Here is an 18,616-nt window from a genome sequence, read left to right as displayed (position 1 = left end):
TGATCGTCGGCGTGTCCGACGCCCCCCACAATCTGGGCCGCACCATCGTGGAGAGCCTGGGGCGGTTCTCCTTTTCGGGCCGGGTCCACCGAGATCGTGCACAACACCGAGGCCGGCCGCGTGCGGGTCTCCCCCGTGTCCGAGGCCGAGGCCGCCGAGATGATCGCCGAGGGCCGCGGGAGCCTTCTTCTGGAAGGATTCCGGGGCCACCCAAGAGCCGACGTGGCCGCCCTGGCCCGGACGATCGCCGCGTTCTCCCGGATCCCGATCGGGACCCCCGACATCGTGGAACTGGAGATCAACCCCCTGCTCGTCCTGGAAGAGGGCCGGGGTTGCGTGGCCGTGGACGCCCGCATGAGGGTGCGGACGCCGGAACCGCCGCCCCGCGCGCGCCCGCGCTTTGGCCCGCCGGCCCCGGTTGGGTCCTGAACCCTTGGAGCAGACGGCATGCTGTTTCGAGAGTGTCTGTGTTTCGCCTTGGGGAAGGTGTCCCGGGCCATGGCCCGGGTCTACCGGGAGCGGCTGGAGCCCTGCGGCCTGACCCAGCCCCAGTTCTTCCTCCTGATCGCCCTGTACGAAGAGGACGACATCCCCATCTCGCGGCTCGGGGCCAAGGCGGCTTTGGACAAGTCCAGCCTCACCGGCATCCTCGACCGCTTGGAGCGGGATGGCTTCGTGGTGCGGGCAGCGAGCCCTGACGACCGCCGGGCGATCCACGTACGACTCACCCCGAAGGCCCGGGCGTTGGAAGGGGATCTGAGGCGCATTTACGAAGAAACGAACCGGGCATTCCTCTCGCGACTCACGGACGAGGAACGGACCGTTCTGGACCAGGTGGTGGCCAAACTCGAGGGAGGGGGGCCAGAGACACCGTGCGCGGGACGGGACACCCCGGAGCGCGCGGCGGCGGACGCCGGTGGCGCCTGCAAAGGAGGATCGGGATGAACCGGGTCGAAAAGGCCGCACGGAAGGGGCGAACCCTGCTTACCGAGCACGAGTCCAAACGCCTTCTGGCGCGGTACGGAATCCCCGTCACCCGGGAAATCTTGGTGGAACGGCGCGAGGCACTCGTCCATGCGGCCCGGGAAATCGGCTACCCGGTGGCCTTGAAAGCGTGCTCCCCGGAACTTGCCCACAAGACCGAAAACGATCTGATCCGCCTGGACATCCGGAGTGACGCGGAACTTCTCGGCGCGTACGACGCGGTGGGAACTCGCATGGGAGACGGCCAACCGGCCGTTCTGGTCCAGGAGATGGTGAGAGGGCCGAGGGAACTCGCGATCGGCCTGATCCGGGATCCCCAGTTCGGCCCGTGCGTGATGTTCGGACTGGGGGGGATCTTTACCGAGATCCTCAGGGATGTGACCTTCCGGATGGCGCCGATCGGAACGGAAGAGGCCCGGGAGATGATGCGCGAGATCCGGGGCCGCCGCATCCTTGAAGGGGTTCGGGGCATGGAGGCGGCCGACCCGGACCGTCTGGCGGAGATCCTCGTCCGGGTGGGCCGCATCGGCATCGAGCACGGGGCCATCCGGGAGATCGACATCAACCCGGTGATCCTGTGCGGCGGCCAGCCCGTGGCCGTGGATGCCCTCATCGTGCTCGACCGGGAGGACAAGGCATGAACCGGGGCATCCAAGCGCTTCTCACCCCCCGCACCGTGGCTGTGGTCGGCGCCACCCCCGAACCGGGAAAGCTCGGCTACAGCGTGTGCGAAAACCTTCTTCGGGGCGGCTTCCCGGGCGAGGTGTACCCCGTGAATCCCCGGCACCGAGAGATCATGGGCCTGAGGGCTTACCCCTCGGTCGAGCACATCGGCCGACCCGTGGACCTGGTCCTGAGCGCGGTGGGCGCGCGGGCCACGATCGATCTGCTCGAACGGTGCAGCCGGGCGGGGGCGGGGGCGGTTGTGGCGTACGCCGCCGGGTTCCGCGAGATGGGTGAGACGGGTGCGAGACTCGAGGAGGAACTCGGCGCCGCCGCCGACCGGGCGGGGGTCTGCCTCTTGGGGCCCAACACCCCGGGTCTGATCAACGCGGGCCGCCCCCTCAACGCGACCTTTTTCCCCTTCCGGGTCGAACCGGGGCCGGTGGCGGTGATCACCCAGAGCGGCGGGGTGGGGGGGGCCATTTACCGGAAACTCCTGGAAGAGGAGACGGGAGTCGCCTACTGGATCGGGGTGGGGAACCGCACGCGCACCGATTTCGCGGACCTCGTGCCGGCCGTCGCCGCGGATCCGGCCGTGCGGGTCGTGGCGTTGTACCTGGAGGGCACGGAACGGGGCCGCGGCCTCGTGGCGGCCCTGCGGGCCGTGGAGGGACGCGCGCCCGTCGTGGTGCTCAAAGGCGGCAGAGGGGAAGGAGCCGATTCCCTCACCCTGGGCCACACCGGGAGCCTCGCAGGGGAAGCGGCGGTGGTGAGGGGCGTGCTGCGGCAAGCCCGGGCGATCCAGGTGGCCACCCCGACGGAACTCGCCTGCGCGGCGAAGGCGCTCGCCCTGTGTCCCGAGCCGGCCGGGGGCAGGGTCGGGATCCTCACTCCGTCGGGAGGGGGGAGCATCGTGATCCACGACCTCTTGGCCGAGTGGGAAACGCCGCTGGCCGACCTCTCGGCCGACACCTACCGCAAGCTCCGGGAGGCCCTGGGCCGTGCGCAGGGAATCGTGCTGAAGAACCCCCTCGACCTCACCACGTCGGGCTTCGACGCCCAGTTCTACGGCCGCGTGGCCCGGCGAATGGCCGAGGCCCCCGAGGTGGACATCTTTCTCGCGGTGTTTCTCATCCACAAAGACTTCCCCCCTCCCGACCGAGACTTGGTCGAGTTGCTGCGAATCACCGGGAAACCGGTGCTGGCGTACTGGATCGCCATCGACCGGCTCTCGCCCGAAGACCAGGCGCGCCGCCGCGCCCTCGAGGCCGAGGGAATTCCCGTTTTTCTGCTTCCCGAGGAGGCCGCCTGGGCCGTGCGGAGCCTCTCCCTCCGGGGCCGATGGCGGGCCGGGCGGGCGAATCGGCTGGACAAGGGGTTATCCGGTCAGGCCCCCTGAGAACCTTGAGGAAGAATCGGACATGCGCACCGAACCCGAATGTGTGGCGTGCATCCGACGCGTGGCGCTCTCGGCCGCCCGAAACGCCGCGGGGCCGGATGCCCGGGCCCAGACGATTCTCGCAGCCGAGGTCTCGCATCTTCCCGTGTGGGACGAACTCCCGGACCACCGCACCCCGCCGGAAGCGCTGGAGGCGGTCCTCGCGTGGATCCGCGACCGGACGGGGGTGTGGGATCCGTTCCGGGAGTCCAAGCGCCGCGAGGTGGAGGGGGCGAAGCGCGCCCTTCCCAAGGTGGAGGAGACGCTTCGCCGGTCCGCCCGCCCCTTCGAGACCCTGCTACGGATCTGGTGCATCGGGAACGCGTTGGATCGGATGGTGCATCCGAACGGCACCCCCGCCGTGGAACAGGCGATCTGGGAAACGCTGGAGCGTCCGGTGCAGGGCGGTGGGCTGGACGAGGCGGCGCGGTGGCTCGAAGGGGCCAGACGGATCGTATGCCTGGCGGACAACGCCGGGGAGGCCGTTCTGGATCGCGCGGCGATTTCGGCCCTTCGGGAACGGACCGGTGCGGAGGTCACCTACGTGGTCCGGAGCGAACCGGCCCTGAACGACGTCACCGAAACGGAGGCCGGGTGGATCGGGCTCGATCAAGTGGCCGCGGTGGTTCCCAACGGGATCCGGGGCCCCCTGCCCGGAACCATCCTTCGCCGGTGCTCGCCGGACGTGCGCAAACGCATCCGCGAGGCCGACGTGGTGGTTTCCAAGGGGGGCGGAAACCTCGACACCGTGGACGAATACGGCTGCCTTGGCCGCCCGACGGTGTTTCTGTTCCAGGCGAAATGCGCGGTGCACGAAAGGTGGCTCAACCTGACCCCGGGGTATCCGACCGTTCTGGTCCGCCTGGCCCCCCCAACGCCCCCCGAACGGTGACCCGGCGCGCCCCCGCGGCCCCCCGACCACCTCCTCTCCAACGACGAGGTCAAGCGGGCCCATCTGGGGGGCTGAGGGGAGCCCGCGGGACCGAACCGGCCCCGCCCGGCCGGCTCCAATGCCGTGCCACAAAACGTCGAACCATGCCAGCGGCGGGGCGGGGGGCCCCGACGAAGCGCGACGGCCGAGCAACTCGGGCCGCCCGGCGCCAGGGGAGCGGCCGCGGCGCGTGCTCTCACGCGCCGCAGCGGACCGCGCCGAGGCGGCCCTTGCGAGGCCGTTCAGCGAAGGGGGAGCCCCCGGCCCAGCCGCCTAGCCGCCTAGCCGCCGAGCCGCCGAGCCAGAATCTCCCGCAACGCCCCCTCCAGCTCCGGGTACCGGAACTCGAACCCAGCCTCCAGGAGCCGCCGGGGCACCATGCGCTGGCTCGCGAGGAGGGTGCTCCCGAACTCGCCCAGCACGAGCTTCACCGCGAACGCCGGGGCCGGGGTGTACGCCGGCCGGCCGAGCACCCGGCCCAGGGTGCGGGCGAGGTCGATCTGGCGCACGGGGTTCGGGCTGCACAGGTTGAACACCCCCTCCAGGTCGGGCCGCTCCAGCAGGAACCGGATCGCCCGGCACAGGTCCTCGAGGTGGATCCACGAGAACCACTGCCGGCCCGAGCCCACCGGCCCCCCCAGGAACCGTTTGGTCATCTTGGCGAGTTCGGCGAGCGCCCCTCCCCCCGGGCCCAGCACGATGCCGAAGCGCGTGACGACCACCCGGGCGCCCTTCTCCCGGGCCCTGAAGGCCTCGGCCTCCCAGTCCCGGGCCACCTTGGCGAGGAAATCGGTCCCCAGCGGGGCGTCCTCGTCGAGCTCCCGCTCCCCGGCGTCGCCGTAGATCCCCACGGCCGAGGCACTGACCAGGGGGAACCCCTTCGCCTGGTTGGGAATCGCGTCCACGAGGTTCCGGGTGGTCCGGACGCGGCTTTCCCGGATGGCGAGCTTCTTCTCGGGGGTCCATTTGCCCACGATCGGGGCCCCGGCCAGGTTCACGGCCGCCCCGCACTCGGCCACCGGCTTCCACCACGGGCCCCACTCCATGGGGTTTCCCGTGACGAGCTGGTCGCAGGCGGGCACGGACCCGGTCTTTTCCGACGGGCGCACGAGCAGTACGGCCTCGTGCCCGGCCTGCCGCAGGAACGGCACGAGCCGGCTTCCCACGAACCCTGTGGCTCCGGTGAAGAAGATGCGCATGGGGGACTCCGTACGGGGAACGTCGGTCTGCGGTCTACGGTCGGCGGTCTACGGTCGGCGGTCTTCAGTCTTCAGTCTTCGGTCTACGGTCGGCGGTCTACGGTTCGCGGTCGGCGGTGCCGCGGTGAGAAACGGGCGCAGGCGCTCCAGGGTCTTGGGGCCGATGCCCGGGACCGCTTTGAGATCCTCCACGGTGCGGAACCCTCCCCTTCGCTCCCGCTCGGCCACGATGGCCTCGGCCCGGGCCGGGCCGATCCCCGGCAGGGCCGCGAGATCCACGGCCGTGGCCCGGTTGAGGTCCAGGGGCTCCCCCGCGAGGAGCCGCTCCCACTCGGCCCGGGGCGTAAGCGGCGGCAACTCGGCCGGGGGGCGCCGAAGCGCCGAGAGCCCCACCCCGAGCCAGGCCACCCCGGCGAGGAGGAGCACGCCGACCGGCCACCGGCTCTCCCGGGCGGGCGCCCTCATCCCAACTCCTCCGCCGGCAAGAGCACCTCGTCGGTCTTGATCCGGATCCAGCCCCGCCGGGTGAGCCGCAGATCCGGCAGGAAGTCGCAGGAGAGGAACAGGAGCGTGTAGTTGGGGTCGGAATGGGTGTACCCCCCGGCCTCCATCGCGGCCTGGAACGCCGAGGCCGCCTCGGCGGCCCCCCCGAAGGGGCCCGGCATCTGGATCCCGGCCAGGGGGAGCGGGAACTCCCGCACCCCCGCCCCGTCTTCCCCGACCACGGCGATCCCCCCGCCCACGGCCCGGACCCGCCCGAGGGCCTCGGCCATGGCCTCCGGGTCCCGGCCGGCCACGAGGATGCCGGCGTTGGTGGTGTAGGTGCTGGCCACGGCCCGAAGTCGACTCCCCAGCCCCAGAACCACACCCCGGCCGATCCAGCGCCCGGTGCGATCGGTGAGGGCGAGCACGTGGGCCTGGGCGTGGGCGGGCCAGAGGCCCGGGCCCCGGCGCTCGAGGGCCACCGGCTCCTCCCGGGTGATGACCGCGTTCGCGAGCCGGCCCGCCGGGAACGGGTCGGGCGCGTGGGGGGGCAACACAAACCGCTCGGGCCCCCAGTCCGGCACGGGCGGCTCCCCTCCCCGGTACGCCTCGGCCCAGGGGAACGACGCGCTCGGCGCCGGGACCACGAGCCGCCCTTCCCGGGCCGCGAGCCGGCCTCCCGCGACCACGGCCACCGGGGTGGGGTCGCGAAGGTCGGTGAGCAGATTGAGGTCGGCCCATCGCCCCGGGGCCACGGCTCCCAGGTCCTCGTCGAGACCCAGGAACGCGGCGGCGTTCCGGGTGGCCAGGGCGTAGGCGGTGTGCTCCGGCACCCCGGCCTCCAGGGCGGTCCGGATCAGGTGGTCGGTGAGGCCCTTCCGCACGATTTGGTGGGCCTTGGCCCCGTCGGTGGTCAGGGTGATCCGGTCGTGGAAGGCGGTTCGATCGAGCACGGGCAGGAGCGCCTCCAGGTCCTCCCGGAGGCTCGAGTTCCGAAGGAGCACCCACAGGCCCTGCCGGAGCCGTTCGAGCGCCTCCTCGGCCGTGATGGCCTCGTGGCACGACCGGATCCCGGCGGCCGCGAGGGCCGGGAGCCGGCGGGCGCTCGCCCCGGCGGTGTGGCCGTCGGCGAACTTGCCCCGGGCCCTGGCGTCCTCGATGCGACCGAGGAGCCGGGGCGCCCGGTCGGGCCGGAGGAAATCGGTCCACCGGGTCATCTCGCCGGTGCACAGCACCTCGGGCCGGTCGAGGAGCCGCCGGATCGGTTCTACCCCGAACACCTCGGCCTCCTCGGGGAACCAGGACTGGCTCGCGATCCGGGCGACCCAGAACACCCGGCCCAGGGCGGCCCGGCTGAGCGCCCTGGCCAGCTCGGCGAACCGGTCCGGCCCCAGGGCCAGGTAGAGGAGCAGGTTGTCGTACACCAGGGTGGTGGTGCCCCGGCACACGGCGGCCTCGGCCAGGGCCAGGGGATTGTGAAACGGCCAGGGATGGGTGTGGGGCTCGATGTACCCGGGCACCACGGCGAGGCCCCGGGCGTCCAGGACCGCCGTCCCCTCCCCCACCGGGCCGTCCCAGGGGCCCACCCGCGCGATCCGGTCGGCGCACACGGCCACGTCGGCCTCGGTGACCTCGCCGGTGAACGCGTTCCACACCCGGCCCCCCCGCACTAGAAGGTCCGGCGCTTCGAGCCCCTGGGCCACCCGGACGAGGCGCCACCGAAGGTCAGGGCTGCACGGGATCGCCAACAACGCCTCCTTTCGTCAGGCGGGGCGGCGCAACGGCCGTGAATCGTGAAGTCGTGAATCGTTGTCGCGTGCGAACGCTGGGACGCGCGGACGCGGGGACGGGTCCACTGCCGCAGGTCGTTTGTCGTTTGTCGTTCGTCGAGAAAACAGCCGACAACCACCGCGAGTCGTTCGTTACCGCTCGTAACGGGCGAAGCCCCACGACCAACGGCTTACGACCAACGACCTACGGCTGACGTCCTAACGTCCTACTAACGTCCTAGCGCCCGCCCAGCCGCCCCGTACCACCGGGGGCAGAGTTCCGGCGAGGGGAGCCCCTCGAGGCACAGCAGCCGCCGGTGGTGGCGCACGCCGCCGCCGTCGTCCCGGTACACGTCGAGGAGGGTTCCGCCGGGGCACCGGAGGCACGTCTCGGGCTGGTGGGAGAACGCCGTGGCCGCGGCCTTGGCCACGAGGCCCTCGGCCGCGGTCCAGACCCGGCCCGTGCCCCGGCCGCCGAACTCCACCCGGCCCACCCTCCGGATCACGATGCGGCCGTGGTCTTGGGCCACCTCGCCCAGGCACTCGATCCGGTCCCCCGCCCGGAACCCGTGCCGGTCCTGGGCCGCGCGGGACACCCGCAAGTACACCGGGGCGTCGATCCGGGTCCAGCCGAGGTGGGCGCCGGCGAGCACCACCAGGAACCCCCGGTAGTGCACCCGGCTCCCCGCGTCCACCTCCTGGACGAAGCTGGGTTTGACCTCGGCCACCTCCCCCGACACCTCCACCCGCCGGCCGACCGTCTCGTCGAACCAGCGCTCGAACTCCTCCAGTTCCCTGCGGAAGTCGAGCCACTGCCCCGGCGTGAGCAGAAGCCGGGGTTGCTGGTGCACCTTCTCCTCGTCGTACTCGGGGCACCCCCGGCACAAGCGGCCCACGTGGCGGAATTTCCGCTTGCACCGCTTGCCCTTCTCGAGCCGCTTGCACCGCCACCGGAAGTAGAGGCACCCCCTCGGATAGCATCCCTTCTCCCGGAGCACGTGGTACGGGCTCACCGACCCCGCAAAGTCCTGATGCGCCACGTGGTCGCAGGCAAACACCCCCGTTCGCTTCCAGGGGTTCGAAAACCGCTCGGCCTTTCGCATCCCGCGCCTCCGCCCCGGCGTCCGGGCCGGGTGCGCCCCGAGTGTACCCCGGCCGCGCCCCGACCGCCACGTTCCCGGGGTTGCAACACCCCCCTCCCCCGGCGTACCGTACGCGCCTGAATTTTCATTCAGCACCGTACGCGGCGGGGTCGCCGCGGGGAGGATGGCCATGAAACGGGCTTGGCTGCGAGGCATCTGTGCCGTCGCCGTCGTCCTGCTGTCGGGCGCGGTCGCCGGCGCCGCGGAACCGCTCCGGCTCGACCTCCCGGGCGCGGTCACGCTGGCCCTGGAGCAGAACCACGAGGTCCAGAGGGCCCGGGAGAAGCTCCGCCGGCTCGAGGGGCAGATCACCGAGGTGAAGAGCCAGGTCTACCCCCAACTGGGGGTCGAGGCGGCGTACCGGCGAAGCTACGACGAGAGCTTCCTCGACACGTTCGGGGGCTTCATCCAGCCCGAGGCCACGAACTTCTACCAGATCAAGGGCACCCTGGATCAGATCCTGTTTTCCTGGGGCCGGGTGTCCACCGCGATCGAGATCGCCCGGGTGGCCCGGGAGCAGGCCTCCTGGGAACTCCAGGCCGTGGAGCGGGACGTGAAACTCCGGGTGCACGAGGCGTTCTACGACCTCCTTCTCGCCCGCCGGCTGGTGGAGGTGGCTCAGGAAACCCTGGCCCAGAAGCAGCGGCACCTGGAGGTGGCGCAAAAGCGCTTCGAGGCAGGGGTCGTGAACGAGTTCGAGGTGGTGCGGGCCCGGGTGGCCGTGGCCAACGCCCGGCCCCCGGTGATCCAGGCCCAGAACCGGGTGCGCCAGGCCCAGGCCCGGCTCAACAACCTGCTCGCCCGGCCCCAGGACGCCCCCTTGGACCCCGTGGGCGAGCTGGCCCAGGAGCCGCTGGCGGTGGGAGACCTGGGGGCCGTGATCGAGCGGGCCTGGGAGCGACGGCCCGAACTCGCGGCCCTGGCCCGGGCCCGGGAGATGGCCGAGAAGAATCTCAACCTGGCCGAGGCCGAGAACAAGCCCACGGTGGGCCTGCGAGCCGAGTACGGGTTCGGCAGCCAGGAGTGGGACCAGCTCGATTTCCGCCGGGAACAGTGGGCCGTGGGCGTTCAGATGCGATGGCCGTTTTTCGACGCCGGAAAGACGCGGGGCAAGGTGGCCCAGGCCCGAAGCCAGCTCCGGGACGTGGAGATCGCCATCGACCAGACCCGGCAGGGCATCGCCCTGGAGGCCAAGGTGGCGCTCGACGCGGTGGAGGAGGCCCGCCAGATCATCGAGGCCGCGGGCCAGAACATCGAACAGGCGGAGAAGGCCCTGGAGCTCGCCGAGGCCTCGTACCGCTACGGGGTGGGCACGGCGCTCGACGTGACCGACGCCGAACTGGGCCTCACGGCGGCGCGCACCGATCTGGCCCGGGCCCTGCGCGACTACATGGTGGCCCGGGCCCGGGTGCTGGCCGTCACGAACGATCTTTGACCGGCCCCGAAACCTTTCTTCGGTTCCCGGGTAGAAGAAGGTCCGTTTTCCCCGGCCCCGGCAGGGGCCGAAGACCCTTGAGCCCATGACGATACCGCACGAACTGGCCGCGATCGGCCAAGACCTGCTGGCCGAGATCGCGGAGATCTGGCCCTACTTCCTCGTGGGGGTGGCCCTGGAGGCCTGGATCCGCACGAAGAAGTGGCACCTCAAGATCCGCCGCACCCTGACGCGCTTCGGCCCCTGGGCCGTCCTCGTCGCCACGGTGTTGGGGGTGGTGAGCCCCCTGTGCGCCTGCGGCATCCTGCCGCTCACGATCAGCCTGATCCTCGGGGGGCTGCCGCTCGCGCCGGCCATGAGCCTTCTGGTCACCTCGCCCCTCATGAGCCCGGCCGGGTACACCCTGGCGGTGAAGAATCTGGGGCCGTACTGGGCCAACGCCGAACTCGCCGCCGCGGTGCTCATGGGGCTCTTCGCCGGCATGGTGACCCACTGGTTCGAGACCCGGGGGCTCCGGCTCGAGACCCTGTTCCGCAAGGAACTGCCCCAGGGAAACTTCCACGACCCCGATTACCCCGAGGAGATCCTGCGCTGCCACTGCAACGAGATGCTGAGCAAGCGGGTCGAGGCCCGCGGCGGGCACCCCGTGCTCGTGTACCTGGCCAAGGCCTGGGAGGGCGGGGTCAAGGTGGGGAAATACGTGCTCCTGGGGCTCCTCATCTCCGTGGTGGCCCAGCGGTACGTGCCCAACGAGTGGATCGACCGGCTCCTCGTCTCGGGGAGTCCCCTGTCCGTGCTGGGCCTCACGGTGGCCGTGGTGCCCCTGCACATCACCCAGATCACCGCCACGGCGATCCTGTTCGGGTTCAGCGACCTGGCCGTGTCCCGCGCCGCCGGCATGGCGTTCCTGGTGGGCGGACCGGTCACCGCCCTTCCGGTGATGGGCGTGTTCGTGACCCTCTTTCGGCCGCGCCTTCTCGCCCTGTACCTGGGCATCTGCCTCGTGGGCACCCTGCTCGTGGCCTGGTCGTTCCAGGCGCTCGGGTGGGTGGGCCTGTGAATTTTCGCCTTTACACAAAACGCTTTCGCTGATACCCTTTCGCTCTTCGCTTCGAGGCACTCCGAAGTGGGCCATTCGCCCACTTTTTTCGTTTCGGCCCGGCTATGCACAGAAGCGCAAAGGAAACCGAACTCGTGGGCCTCCTGGGCCCGGTAGTGGAGGACGCCGGCTACGAGCTGGTGGACCTGCGGCTTCGCACCGAGGCCGGCCGGCTGGTGCTGCGCGTTCTTGCGGACCGCCCCGGCGGGATCACCCTGGACGAGTGTGCCCGGTTGAGCCGGGAACTGAGCGCCCACATGGACGTGGCCGACCCGATCCGCGGGGCGTACGTGCTGGAGGTTTCGAGCCCGGGGATCCGCAGGCCTCTGACCCGGCCCGAGCACTTCGAACGGTTCGTCGGGGAACGGGTGGTGGTGAAGACGACACAGGCCCTGGAGGGGCGAAAGACCTTCCGTGGCACGAACGCCGGGCTCTCGGCCGACGGCGGCTCGGTCCGGGTGGAGGAGCACGGCGGCGGGGCGGTGGAGATCCCGCTCGAGCTCGTCCGGGAAGCCCACCTGGACCCGGAGATCCGGTTCTGAGCCGGGGCCACGAGGGAAACACCAAGACCGTATGGGGAAACCATGAAAGATCTGAACCGCGTCATCGATCAAGTCGTCCGGGAAAAGGGGATCGATCGGGAGGTCCTGATCGACGCCCTGGAGCAGGCCATGGCCACCGCCGCCCGGCGGCAGCTGGGCAACCGGAACATCGAGGCCCAGTTCAACGAGGAAACCGGGCAGGTGGAGATCCTGGAATACATGACCGTGGTGGAGGACGTGGAAGACTCCTACACCCAGATTAGCCTCCAGGAGGCCCGCGAGAAGTACGATCCCGAGTGCGAGGTGGGCGACGAGCTCGGCATCCCCCTGGAGTTCCGCGACATGGGCCGGATCACGGCCCAAGTGGCCAAGCAGGTCATCATCCAGAAGGTGCGGGAGGCCGAGCGGGAGCTCATCTACAACGAGTTCATCGACCGCCGGGGCGAGATCATCAACGGGATCGTCCAGCGGTTCGAGCGGGGCGACATCATCGTGAACCTCGGCCGCACCGACGCGGTGCTCCCCCACTCGGAGCAGATCCGCAGCGAGAACTACCGCCAGGGCGACCGCATCCGGGCGCTGCTGCTCAAGGTGCAGAAGGAGTCCCGGGGTCCCCAGCTCGTGCTCTCGCGGACCCACCCCGATTTCGTGAAAAAGCTCTTCGAGGCCGAGGTGCCCGAGATCCGCGAGGGCATCATCGAGATCAAGGGATGCGCCCGCGACCCGGGCGAGCGGGCCAAGCTGGCGGTGATGTCCCACGACCCCGACGTGGACCCCGTGGGCGCCTGCGTGGGCGTGCGCGGAAGCCGGGTCCGCGCGGTGGTACAGGAACTCAAGGGCGAGCGCATCGACATCGTGGTGTGGAACGAGGAGCCCGCCCTGTTCGCCGCCAACGCCCTCTCCCCCGCCCAGATCTCCCGGGTGCTGGTGGACGAGGAGCGCCAGACCATGACCGTGATCGTGCCCGAGGACCAACTGAGCCTCGCAATCGGCCGCCGCGGCCAGAACGTCAAGCTGGCGGCCAAGCTCATGGGCTGGAGGCTCGACATCATCACCGAGCAGGAGGCCCGGCGCCGGGAGGAGGAACGGGGTAAGATGCTCCAACTCCCCGGCATGGACCCCCTCAAGGTGGCCCTGCTCGGCCGGATCGACGTGCACACCCAGGAGGATCTCTCCAAAGTACCGATCCCGAAGCTCTGCGAGGCGCTCGGCATCGAAACCGAGGAGGCTGAACTCCTGCGCGAGGCGGCCCGCAAGGCCTTCGAGGCGGAACTGATTGCGGCCACGAGCCAGGAACAGGAGGGGGCGGAGGCCGAACCGGAGGAATCGCAACCGGAGAGCCCGGCCGAAGAGGCGGCGGCCGGAACCGAGGAGGACGCCGCGGAGGAACCGCCGGCGCAGGAGTAAAGCCCCACCGGACCGGGAGGGCTCCCCACGGGGTATCAGAAACCACTCTTCCCTGGTAGGAAGGCGGGAATGGCGAAGATTCGGGTATTCGAAGCGGCAAAGAAGCACGGGGTCGAGGTCCAGGATCTCCTCAACGCGCTGACGGAACTCGGGGTGAAGGTCCGAAGCCACCTGTCCCCGGTGGACGAGGCCGAACTCCAGCCGGCGTTGAAGAAGCTGGGCGCCGGTGAGGCCGAAGAGGAGAAGCCCGCCGCCCCGAAGCCGGGTAAGGTGGTCCGCCGGCGACGCCGGAAGAAGGAAGAGCCCGAGGAGGCCGCAGCCGAGGCGGCCCCTGCGGAACCCGCCGAGGCCCAACCGGAGCCCGAACCCGCGCCGGTGGTAGAAACCGCACCCGCCGAACCGGCCCCATCCGAGGAGGCGCCGGCGCCGGAAGCCGAGGGCGAGGCCCCGGCCGAATCGGCCGAAGCCGCGGAGGCCGCTGCGGAGCAACCCGCCGAGGAGGTCCCCGAGAAGGAACCGGAGGAGGCCGCCGAAGCCGCCAAGGAGGAATCCGAGGGGGAGGAGCGGTTCAAGCTCAAGGTGGTGCGGTTCATCCACCATCTGCCGGAACAACCGGCCCCTCCGCCGCCCTCCTACCAGATGTCCAAGGAGGAGCGGGAGGCCGCCAAGGCCGCCCGCAAGGCCCAGAAGGGCAAGAAGGGCAAGAAGGCCAGGCGCGAAGAGGCCCGGGGCAGACCCCAGAAGAAGGCCGCCCCCCAGCCGCCCAGCACGGTGGCCCCCAAGGCCCAGAAGCGCAAGATCCGGATCGGCGAGGTCATCACGGTCTCCGACCTGAGCCAGCGGATGGGCGTGAAGGCCACCGAGCTCATCCGCCAGCTCATGGGCCTGGGGGTGCTCGCCACCATCAACCAGACCATCGACGTGGACACGGCGGCCCTAGTGGCCTCGGAGTTCGGCTACGAGGTGGAGAGCTATCAGGTGGGCGAGGAGGAGATCCTGGCCCAGGCCGAGGACCGGCCCGAGGACCTGAAGCCCCGGCCCCCCGTGGTCACGGTCATGGGCCACGTGGACCACGGCAAGACCTCGCTGCTCGACGCGATCCGGGAAACCCGGGTGGCCGACCGGGAGGCCGGCGGGATCACCCAGCACATCGGCGCCTACGAGGTGGAGACGAGCCGCGGGAAGCTCGTGTTCCTCGACACCCCCGGCCACGAGGCGTTCACCGCCCTTCGGGCCCGGGGCGCCAAGGTCACCGACATCACGGTGCTGGTGGTGGCGGCCGACGACGGCATCATGCCCCAGACCATCGAGGCCATCGACCACTCCAAGGCCGCCGGGGTGCCGATCATCGTCGCCATCAACAAGATGGACAAGCCCGACGCCGACCCCGACCGGGTGAAGCGCCAACTCACCGAGCACGGCTTGGTGCCCGAGGAATGGGGCGGCGACGTGATCTGCGTACCGGTGTCGGCCAAGAAGCGAACCGGCATCGACGACCTCCTCGAGATGATCGCGCTCCAGGCCGAGCTCATGGACCTCAAGGCCAACCCCAACAAGCCGGCTCGGGGCGTGGTGATCGAGTCCCGGGTGGACCGGGGCCGGGGCCCGGTGGCCACGGTGCTCGTGCAGGACGGCACCCTCAAGGTCGGCGACGTGGTGCTCGCCGGCCAGCACTACGGCCGGATCCGGGCCCTCATCAACGACCAGGGCAAGCGGGTCAAGGAGGCCGGCCCCGCGATTCCCGTCGAGATCCTGGGGCTCGGGGGCGTGCCCACCGCGGGCGAGGCGTTCCAGGTGGTGGAGAGCGAGCGGGTGGCCAAACAGATCGCGGCCCGCCGCGCCGAGAAAGCCCGCCAGGAGGAGATGGCCAAGACCCGGAAGGTCAGTCTGGAGGACCTCCACGCCCGGCTGGCCGAGGGCGAGGTCAAGGACCTCAATCTCATCGTCAAGGCGGACGTGCAGGGCTCGGTCGAAGCTCTCACCAAGGCCCTGGAGGAGTGCTCCACCGACGAGGTGCGGGTGCGGGTGATCCACGGGGCGGTGGGCGGCATCACCGAAAACGACGTGAACCTGGCGGCCGCCTCCGAGGCGATCATCATCGGGTTCAACGTGCGGCCCGAGGCCAAGGCGGCCCAACTGGCCGAACAACAGGGGGTGGACGTCCGCCTCTACAGCGTGATCTACGAGGCGATCGACGACCTCAACAAGGCGGTGCAGGGACTCCTGGCCCCCACCGTCGAGGAGAAGGTGCTCGGCCGCGCCGAGGTGCGGCAACTGTTCCGGGTGCCCAAGGTGGGCACCGTGGCCGGCTGCTACGTCACCCAGGGGGTGGCCCAGCGCTCCGCCCAGGTGCGGCTGCTCCGGGACAACGTGGTCGTGTACGAGGGCCAGCTCGCGAGCCTCAAGCGGTTCAAGGACGACGTGCGCGAGGTGCGCGAGGGCATGGAATGCGGGCTTTCCATCCAGAACTTCAATGACATCAAGGAAGGCGACGTGGTGGAGTTCTACGTGATGGAAGAGAAGGCCCGGGACGAGGCCTAGGACGGGAGCCGTGGTCATCGGGGTCGCCCGGTTCGATCTCTACATCCCGGAGGCCCGGAGCCTCAAGGAAAAGCGCTCGGTGGTGCGCCGGGTGGTGGACCGGGTGCGAAACCAGTTCCCCGTGAGCGTGGCCGAGGTGGACAGCCTCGACCTCCACCAGCGGGCCACCATCGGGTTCGCCGTGGTATCCGGGTCGACCCAGGTGGCCGACCGGGTGGTGGAGGGCGTGCTGCGGTTCGTGGAGGACCAGCACCTGGCCCAAATCCTCTCGGTGGACCGGGAGTTCGTCCACTTCTGACGTCCGTCGGCCTCGGACCGAGCGGTGGAGGTTGCGCCGACGTCGGACGGCGGCCATTTGGACAAGGCGGGGAATTGGCTTCCTAGCCTCCAAGCCTCCCAGCCTCCCAGCCTCCCAGCGTTTCAGCAGAGCCCATGGAAACCCGACGAACCCGCCGCGTGGCGGACCTGCTTCACCACGAGATCGCCTGGGTCCTGGAACGGGAACTCAAAGACCCCCGCGTGGGGTTCGTGACCGTGACCGGGGTCAAGGTGAGCGCCGACCTGCGCCACGCCCGCGTGTATTACACCGTGCTGGGCGACGAGACCCAACGGGCCGAGACCCAGCGGGGGCTCGACAGCGCCCGGGCGTTCGTGCGGCGCGCCGTGGGGATGCGCATGCGCATCAAGGTGGTGCCGGATCTGAAGTTCGTCTACGACGAGGCCTTCGAGCGGGGGCTTCGGACCCAGGCCGCCATCGAGGACATCGCCGATGACGCGGAAAACCCGGATCGTTGAGGTCCGCCGGGCCCTGCTGTCGGCCCGGCGCGTGCTCCTGCTGTCCCATAAGAACCCGGACGGTGACGCCGTGGGCTCGTCGCTCGCCCTTCTCTCGGGCCTTTTGGCCCTGGGGAAGACATGCGACGTGGTGAACGTGGACGGAGTGCCGGCGAACCTGCTGTGGCTTCCGCTCGCCGAGCGGGTGGCGCTCCTCCCGGAGGACGGGGGCTACGACACCGTCGTGTTCCTGGACTGCGGCAACCCCGACCGGCCCGGGCTCGACCTCGAACCGCTGCGCGGGGCCCGCTGGGTCAACATCGATCACCACCCGGGCAACGGCGACTTCGGCCAGGCCAACCTGGTGGACCCCGGGGCCTGCGCCACGGCCGAACTGGTGTACGAGGTGCTCCAGGCCCTGCAGGTGCCCGTGGGGTTCACGGCGGCCACCAACATCTACACGGCCATCCTGACCGACACGGGTTGCTTCCGGTTCTCCAACGCGAACGCCCGCGCCTTCGAGATCGCCTCCCGCATGGTGAACCGGGGCGTGGACCCCTCCTGGGTGGCCCAGATGGTATACGACCAGCAGCCGGTCAACCGACTGCGCCTCCTGAGCCGGGTGCTCGAGACCCTGGAGCTTTCGCCCCGGGACAAAGCGGCCTGTGTCACGGTGACCCGGGAGATGTTCCGGGCCACCCACACCGGGGTCGAGGACGTGGAAGGGTTCGTCAACTACCCCCGGTCGGTGTACGGGGTGGAGGTGGGATTCCTGCTCCGGGAGGAGGCCGACGGGAGGTACCGGGTGGCGTTCCGGTCCAAGGGCCGGATCGACGTTGCCGAGATCGCAAGCGAGTTCGGGGGCGGTGGCCACCGGAACGCCGCCGGCGCGACCATCGAGGGCACCGCCGCCGAGATCCGGCAGCAGATCTTCGACCGGGTCGAGGCGGCGTGGGACGACCTGCTTCTGCGGCGGCGCGAAGCCGGATGAGTGTACCCGGCGCGGGCCTGCTGGTCGTCCGAAAGCCCCCCGGCCCCACGTCACACACCACGGTCGCCCGGGTCCGGCGCGCCCTGGGAGCGGACAAGGCGGGCCACGCCGGCACCCTGGATCCGTTCGCCTCGGGGGTGCTCCTGGTAGGGCTCGGCCGGGCCACCCGGCTCCTCGAGTACCTGGTGGGGCATCCCAAGACCTACCGCGCCCGCGTCCGGCTCGGGGAGGAGCGGGACACCCTCGACCGCACCGGGGAACTCCTGCGCTCGGCCCCGGTGCCCCCCCTCGACCTCGCCGAACTCGAGGCCCTTCTGGCCCGGTTCCGGGGCCGCATCACCCAGGTTCCCCCGGCCCACTCCGCCATCAAGGTGGGGGGCGAGGCCCTCTACCGGAAGGCGCGGCGGGGGGAGGAGGTCGCCCCGCCGCCGCGGACCGTGGAGATTTTCCGGCTCGATCTGGTGGCCTGGCGTCCCCCCGACCTCGACCTGGAGGTCGAGTGCTCGGCCGGGACCTACGTACGGTCGCTCGCCCGGGACATCGGCGCGGCCGCCGGGTCTGGGGCCGTGCTCTGGGAGCTCGTGCGCACCCGCTCGGGGCCCTTCGGCCTCGACGAGGCGATGGACCTCGAGGAGGTGGAGCGGCTGGGGCCCGACGCCTGGGATCGGGTGCTTCCGCCCGAGCGCATGGTCGCGGCCCTGTCCCGGGCCGACGTGGGCCCGGCCGAGGCCCAGCGGATCCTCCACGGAACCGCCGTACCGTGGGAGGGGCCGGACGCCCCGGCCCTTGCCGTGTTCGGCCCGGATGGGACCCTCCTCGCCGTGGCCCGGGCCGACGCGGGGCTCCTGTGGCCCACGAAGGTGGTGGGGGGGCCGGAAGGCTGGAACGCTCGGAAGCTCTCGTAGGCCACGAGGCACGGCCTGTTCGCGATACACTGCCACGGGGTAGGCGCCGGTGCTCTCGCTGGCGGGCGGGGCAAGGGGCCTCCGGAATTGGGGGCGATCCCCGCCGTGCCAGTCGGAAGCCCCCCAGGGCCCCTTCGGGGCCCCGCTACGCAGGACAGTAACGTGCGAGTCAGGGGCCCGGTGTGGGAGCGCCTTCCAAGGCGCGATCCGGGCCGAAGGCCCGCAAGAAAGGGGCGTCGCGGCTTGGGAGCCGCTCCCACAGGTTGGGACAACCGCTGACGCTGGAATCCCAAAGGATTTTGGCATCCTAGCA

General features: G+C 70.7%; 18 protein-coding genes. 14 read left to right on the top strand and 4 right to left on the bottom strand.

What is annotated here, in order from left to right:
- Positions 1 to 96 precede the first annotated feature (96 nt).
- Genes ACYQ8L_RS03495 through ACYQ8L_RS03475 form a run of 5 tightly spaced genes read left to right on the top strand, consistent with a single transcriptional unit; the run spans position 97 to position 3,977 of the window.
- Positions 97 to 429, top strand: coding sequence for an acetate--CoA ligase family protein (locus tag ACYQ8L_RS03495; protein ID WP_459940383.1), 333 nt, complete (start codon positions 97 to 99; stop codon positions 427 to 429).
- Between the two features lie 18 nt (positions 430 to 447).
- Positions 448 to 945, top strand: coding sequence for a MarR family winged helix-turn-helix transcriptional regulator (locus ACYQ8L_RS03490; RefSeq protein ID WP_459940382.1), 498 nt, complete (start codon positions 448 to 450; stop codon positions 943 to 945).
- The gene (locus tag ACYQ8L_RS03485; protein WP_459940381.1) at positions 942 to 1,625 is read left to right on the top strand and encodes an acetate--CoA ligase family protein; all 684 of its coding nucleotides are present in this window, start codon (positions 942 to 944) and stop codon (positions 1,623 to 1,625) included. The genes ACYQ8L_RS03490 and ACYQ8L_RS03485 overlap by 4 nt, the downstream gene beginning before the upstream one ends.
- Positions 1,622 to 3,046, top strand: coding sequence for a CoA-binding protein (locus ACYQ8L_RS03480; RefSeq protein WP_459940380.1), 1,425 nt, complete (start codon positions 1,622 to 1,624; stop codon positions 3,044 to 3,046). The genes ACYQ8L_RS03485 and ACYQ8L_RS03480 overlap by 4 nt, the downstream gene beginning before the upstream one ends.
- 22 nt (positions 3,047 to 3,068) lie before the next feature.
- Complete coding sequence (locus ACYQ8L_RS03475; RefSeq protein WP_459940379.1) at positions 3,069 to 3,977, top strand: damage-control phosphatase ARMT1 family protein; 909 nt, start codon at positions 3,069 to 3,071, stop codon at positions 3,975 to 3,977.
- 320 nt (positions 3,978 to 4,297) lie between these two features.
- Here ACYQ8L_RS03475 and ACYQ8L_RS03470 read toward each other — a convergent pair whose 3' ends face one another.
- The 4 genes from ACYQ8L_RS03470 to ACYQ8L_RS03455 all read right to left on the bottom strand — a co-directional run bounded on the left by ACYQ8L_RS03470 (position 4,298) and on the right by ACYQ8L_RS03455 (position 8,570).
- On the bottom strand, positions 4,298 to 5,215 hold the full coding sequence (locus tag ACYQ8L_RS03470; RefSeq protein ID WP_459940378.1) for a TIGR01777 family oxidoreductase: 918 nt from the start codon (positions 5,213 to 5,215) through the stop codon (positions 4,298 to 4,300).
- A 48-nt stretch (positions 5,216 to 5,263) separates the two neighbouring features.
- Positions 5,264 to 5,680, bottom strand: a complete 417-nt coding sequence (locus ACYQ8L_RS03465) for a ComEA family DNA-binding protein (protein ID WP_459940377.1) — start codon at positions 5,678 to 5,680, stop codon at positions 5,264 to 5,266.
- Complete coding sequence (locus ACYQ8L_RS03460; RefSeq protein ID WP_459940376.1) at positions 5,677 to 7,446, bottom strand: adenine deaminase C-terminal domain-containing protein; 1,770 nt, start codon at positions 7,444 to 7,446, stop codon at positions 5,677 to 5,679. The genes ACYQ8L_RS03465 and ACYQ8L_RS03460 overlap by 4 nt, the downstream gene beginning before the upstream one ends.
- 251 nt (positions 7,447 to 7,697) lie before the next feature.
- Complete coding sequence (locus tag ACYQ8L_RS03455) at positions 7,698 to 8,570, bottom strand: hypothetical protein (protein ID WP_459940375.1); 873 nt, start codon at positions 8,568 to 8,570, stop codon at positions 7,698 to 7,700.
- Positions 8,571 to 8,739: 169 nt separating this feature from the next.
- Between ACYQ8L_RS03455 and ACYQ8L_RS03450 the strand changes: the two genes are divergently transcribed.
- From ACYQ8L_RS03450 to truB, 9 genes are all read left to right on the top strand, one after another.
- Positions 8,740 to 10,044 carry a TolC family protein gene (locus ACYQ8L_RS03450; protein WP_459940374.1) on the top strand — a complete coding sequence of 435 codons (1,305 nt, stop codon included), beginning with the start codon at positions 8,740 to 8,742 and terminating at the stop codon, positions 10,042 to 10,044.
- Between the two features lie 85 nt (positions 10,045 to 10,129).
- Positions 10,130 to 11,104, top strand: a complete 975-nt coding sequence (locus ACYQ8L_RS03445; protein WP_459940373.1) for a permease — start codon at positions 10,130 to 10,132, stop codon at positions 11,102 to 11,104.
- 134 nt (positions 11,105 to 11,238) lie between these two features.
- A complete protein-coding gene (locus ACYQ8L_RS03440; protein ID WP_459940372.1) occupies positions 11,239 to 11,685 on the top strand; it encodes a ribosome maturation factor RimP in 447 nt (148 codons plus the stop codon).
- Positions 11,686 to 11,727: 42 nt separating this feature from the next.
- Entirely contained in the window at positions 11,728 to 13,092 is a 1,365-nt protein-coding gene (nusA, locus tag ACYQ8L_RS03435) for a transcription termination factor NusA (RefSeq protein WP_459940371.1), read from the top strand.
- A gap of 69 nt (positions 13,093 to 13,161) precedes the next feature.
- Positions 13,162 to 15,633, top strand: a complete 2,472-nt coding sequence (gene infB / locus ACYQ8L_RS03430; protein WP_459940370.1) for a translation initiation factor IF-2 — start codon at positions 13,162 to 13,164, stop codon at positions 15,631 to 15,633.
- 10 nt (positions 15,634 to 15,643) lie between these two features.
- On the top strand, positions 15,644 to 15,931 hold the full coding sequence (locus ACYQ8L_RS03425; protein WP_459940369.1) for a DUF503 domain-containing protein: 288 nt from the start codon (positions 15,644 to 15,646) through the stop codon (positions 15,929 to 15,931).
- Positions 15,932 to 16,065: 134 nt separating this feature from the next.
- Positions 16,066 to 16,428, top strand: a complete 363-nt coding sequence (gene rbfA / locus ACYQ8L_RS03420) for a 30S ribosome-binding factor RbfA (protein ID WP_459940368.1) — start codon at positions 16,066 to 16,068, stop codon at positions 16,426 to 16,428.
- Positions 16,403 to 17,398 (top strand): DHH family phosphoesterase, encoded by a 996-nt coding sequence (locus tag ACYQ8L_RS03415; RefSeq protein WP_459940367.1) that lies wholly within the window; start codon positions 16,403 to 16,405, stop codon positions 17,396 to 17,398. The genes rbfA and ACYQ8L_RS03415 overlap by 26 nt, the downstream gene beginning before the upstream one ends.
- Positions 17,395 to 18,303, top strand: coding sequence for a tRNA pseudouridine(55) synthase TruB (gene truB, locus ACYQ8L_RS03410; RefSeq protein ID WP_459940366.1), 909 nt, complete (start codon positions 17,395 to 17,397; stop codon positions 18,301 to 18,303). Before ACYQ8L_RS03415 ends, truB begins: the two co-directional genes overlap by 4 nt.
- The last annotated feature ends 313 nt before the right edge of the window (positions 18,304 to 18,616 follow it).

Source organism: Deferrisoma palaeochoriense, assembly GCF_054656955.1.
Note: the sequence above shows the minus strand (reverse complement) of the source record. Positions and strands in the feature narration are given on the sequence as shown.

Excerpts from the sequence above, each read along its gene's own strand:
- ACYQ8L_RS03490 (WP_459940382.1), top strand. The coding sequence starts at position 448 with ATGCTGTTTCGAGAGTGTCTGTGTTTCGCCTTGGGGAAGGTGTCCCGG.
- ACYQ8L_RS03485 (WP_459940381.1), top strand. The coding sequence starts at position 942 with ATGAACCGGGTCGAAAAGGCCGCACGGAAGGGGCGAACCCTGCTTACC.
- ACYQ8L_RS03480 (WP_459940380.1), top strand. The coding sequence starts at position 1,622 with ATGAACCGGGGCATCCAAGCGCTTCTCACCCCCCGCACCGTGGCTGTG.
- ACYQ8L_RS03475 (WP_459940379.1), top strand. The coding sequence starts at position 3,069 with ATGCGCACCGAACCCGAATGTGTGGCGTGCATCCGACGCGTGGCGCTC.
- ACYQ8L_RS03470 (WP_459940378.1), bottom strand. The coding sequence starts at position 5,215 with ATGCGCATCTTCTTCACCGGAGCCACAGGGTTCGTGGGAAGCCGGCTC.
- ACYQ8L_RS03465 (WP_459940377.1), bottom strand. The coding sequence starts at position 5,680 with ATGAGGGCGCCCGCCCGGGAGAGCCGGTGGCCGGTCGGCGTGCTCCTC.
- ACYQ8L_RS03455 (WP_459940375.1), bottom strand. The coding sequence starts at position 8,570 with ATGCGAAAGGCCGAGCGGTTTTCGAACCCCTGGAAGCGAACGGGGGTG.
- ACYQ8L_RS03450 (WP_459940374.1), top strand. The coding sequence starts at position 8,740 with ATGAAACGGGCTTGGCTGCGAGGCATCTGTGCCGTCGCCGTCGTCCTG.
- ACYQ8L_RS03445 (WP_459940373.1), top strand. The coding sequence starts at position 10,130 with ATGACGATACCGCACGAACTGGCCGCGATCGGCCAAGACCTGCTGGCC.
- nusA (WP_459940371.1), top strand. The coding sequence starts at position 11,728 with ATGAAAGATCTGAACCGCGTCATCGATCAAGTCGTCCGGGAAAAGGGG.
- infB (WP_459940370.1), top strand. The coding sequence starts at position 13,162 with ATGGCGAAGATTCGGGTATTCGAAGCGGCAAAGAAGCACGGGGTCGAG.
- rbfA (WP_459940368.1), top strand. The coding sequence starts at position 16,066 with ATGGAAACCCGACGAACCCGCCGCGTGGCGGACCTGCTTCACCACGAG.
- ACYQ8L_RS03415 (WP_459940367.1), top strand. The coding sequence starts at position 16,403 with ATGACGCGGAAAACCCGGATCGTTGAGGTCCGCCGGGCCCTGCTGTCG.
- truB (WP_459940366.1), top strand. The coding sequence starts at position 17,395 with ATGAGTGTACCCGGCGCGGGCCTGCTGGTCGTCCGAAAGCCCCCCGGC.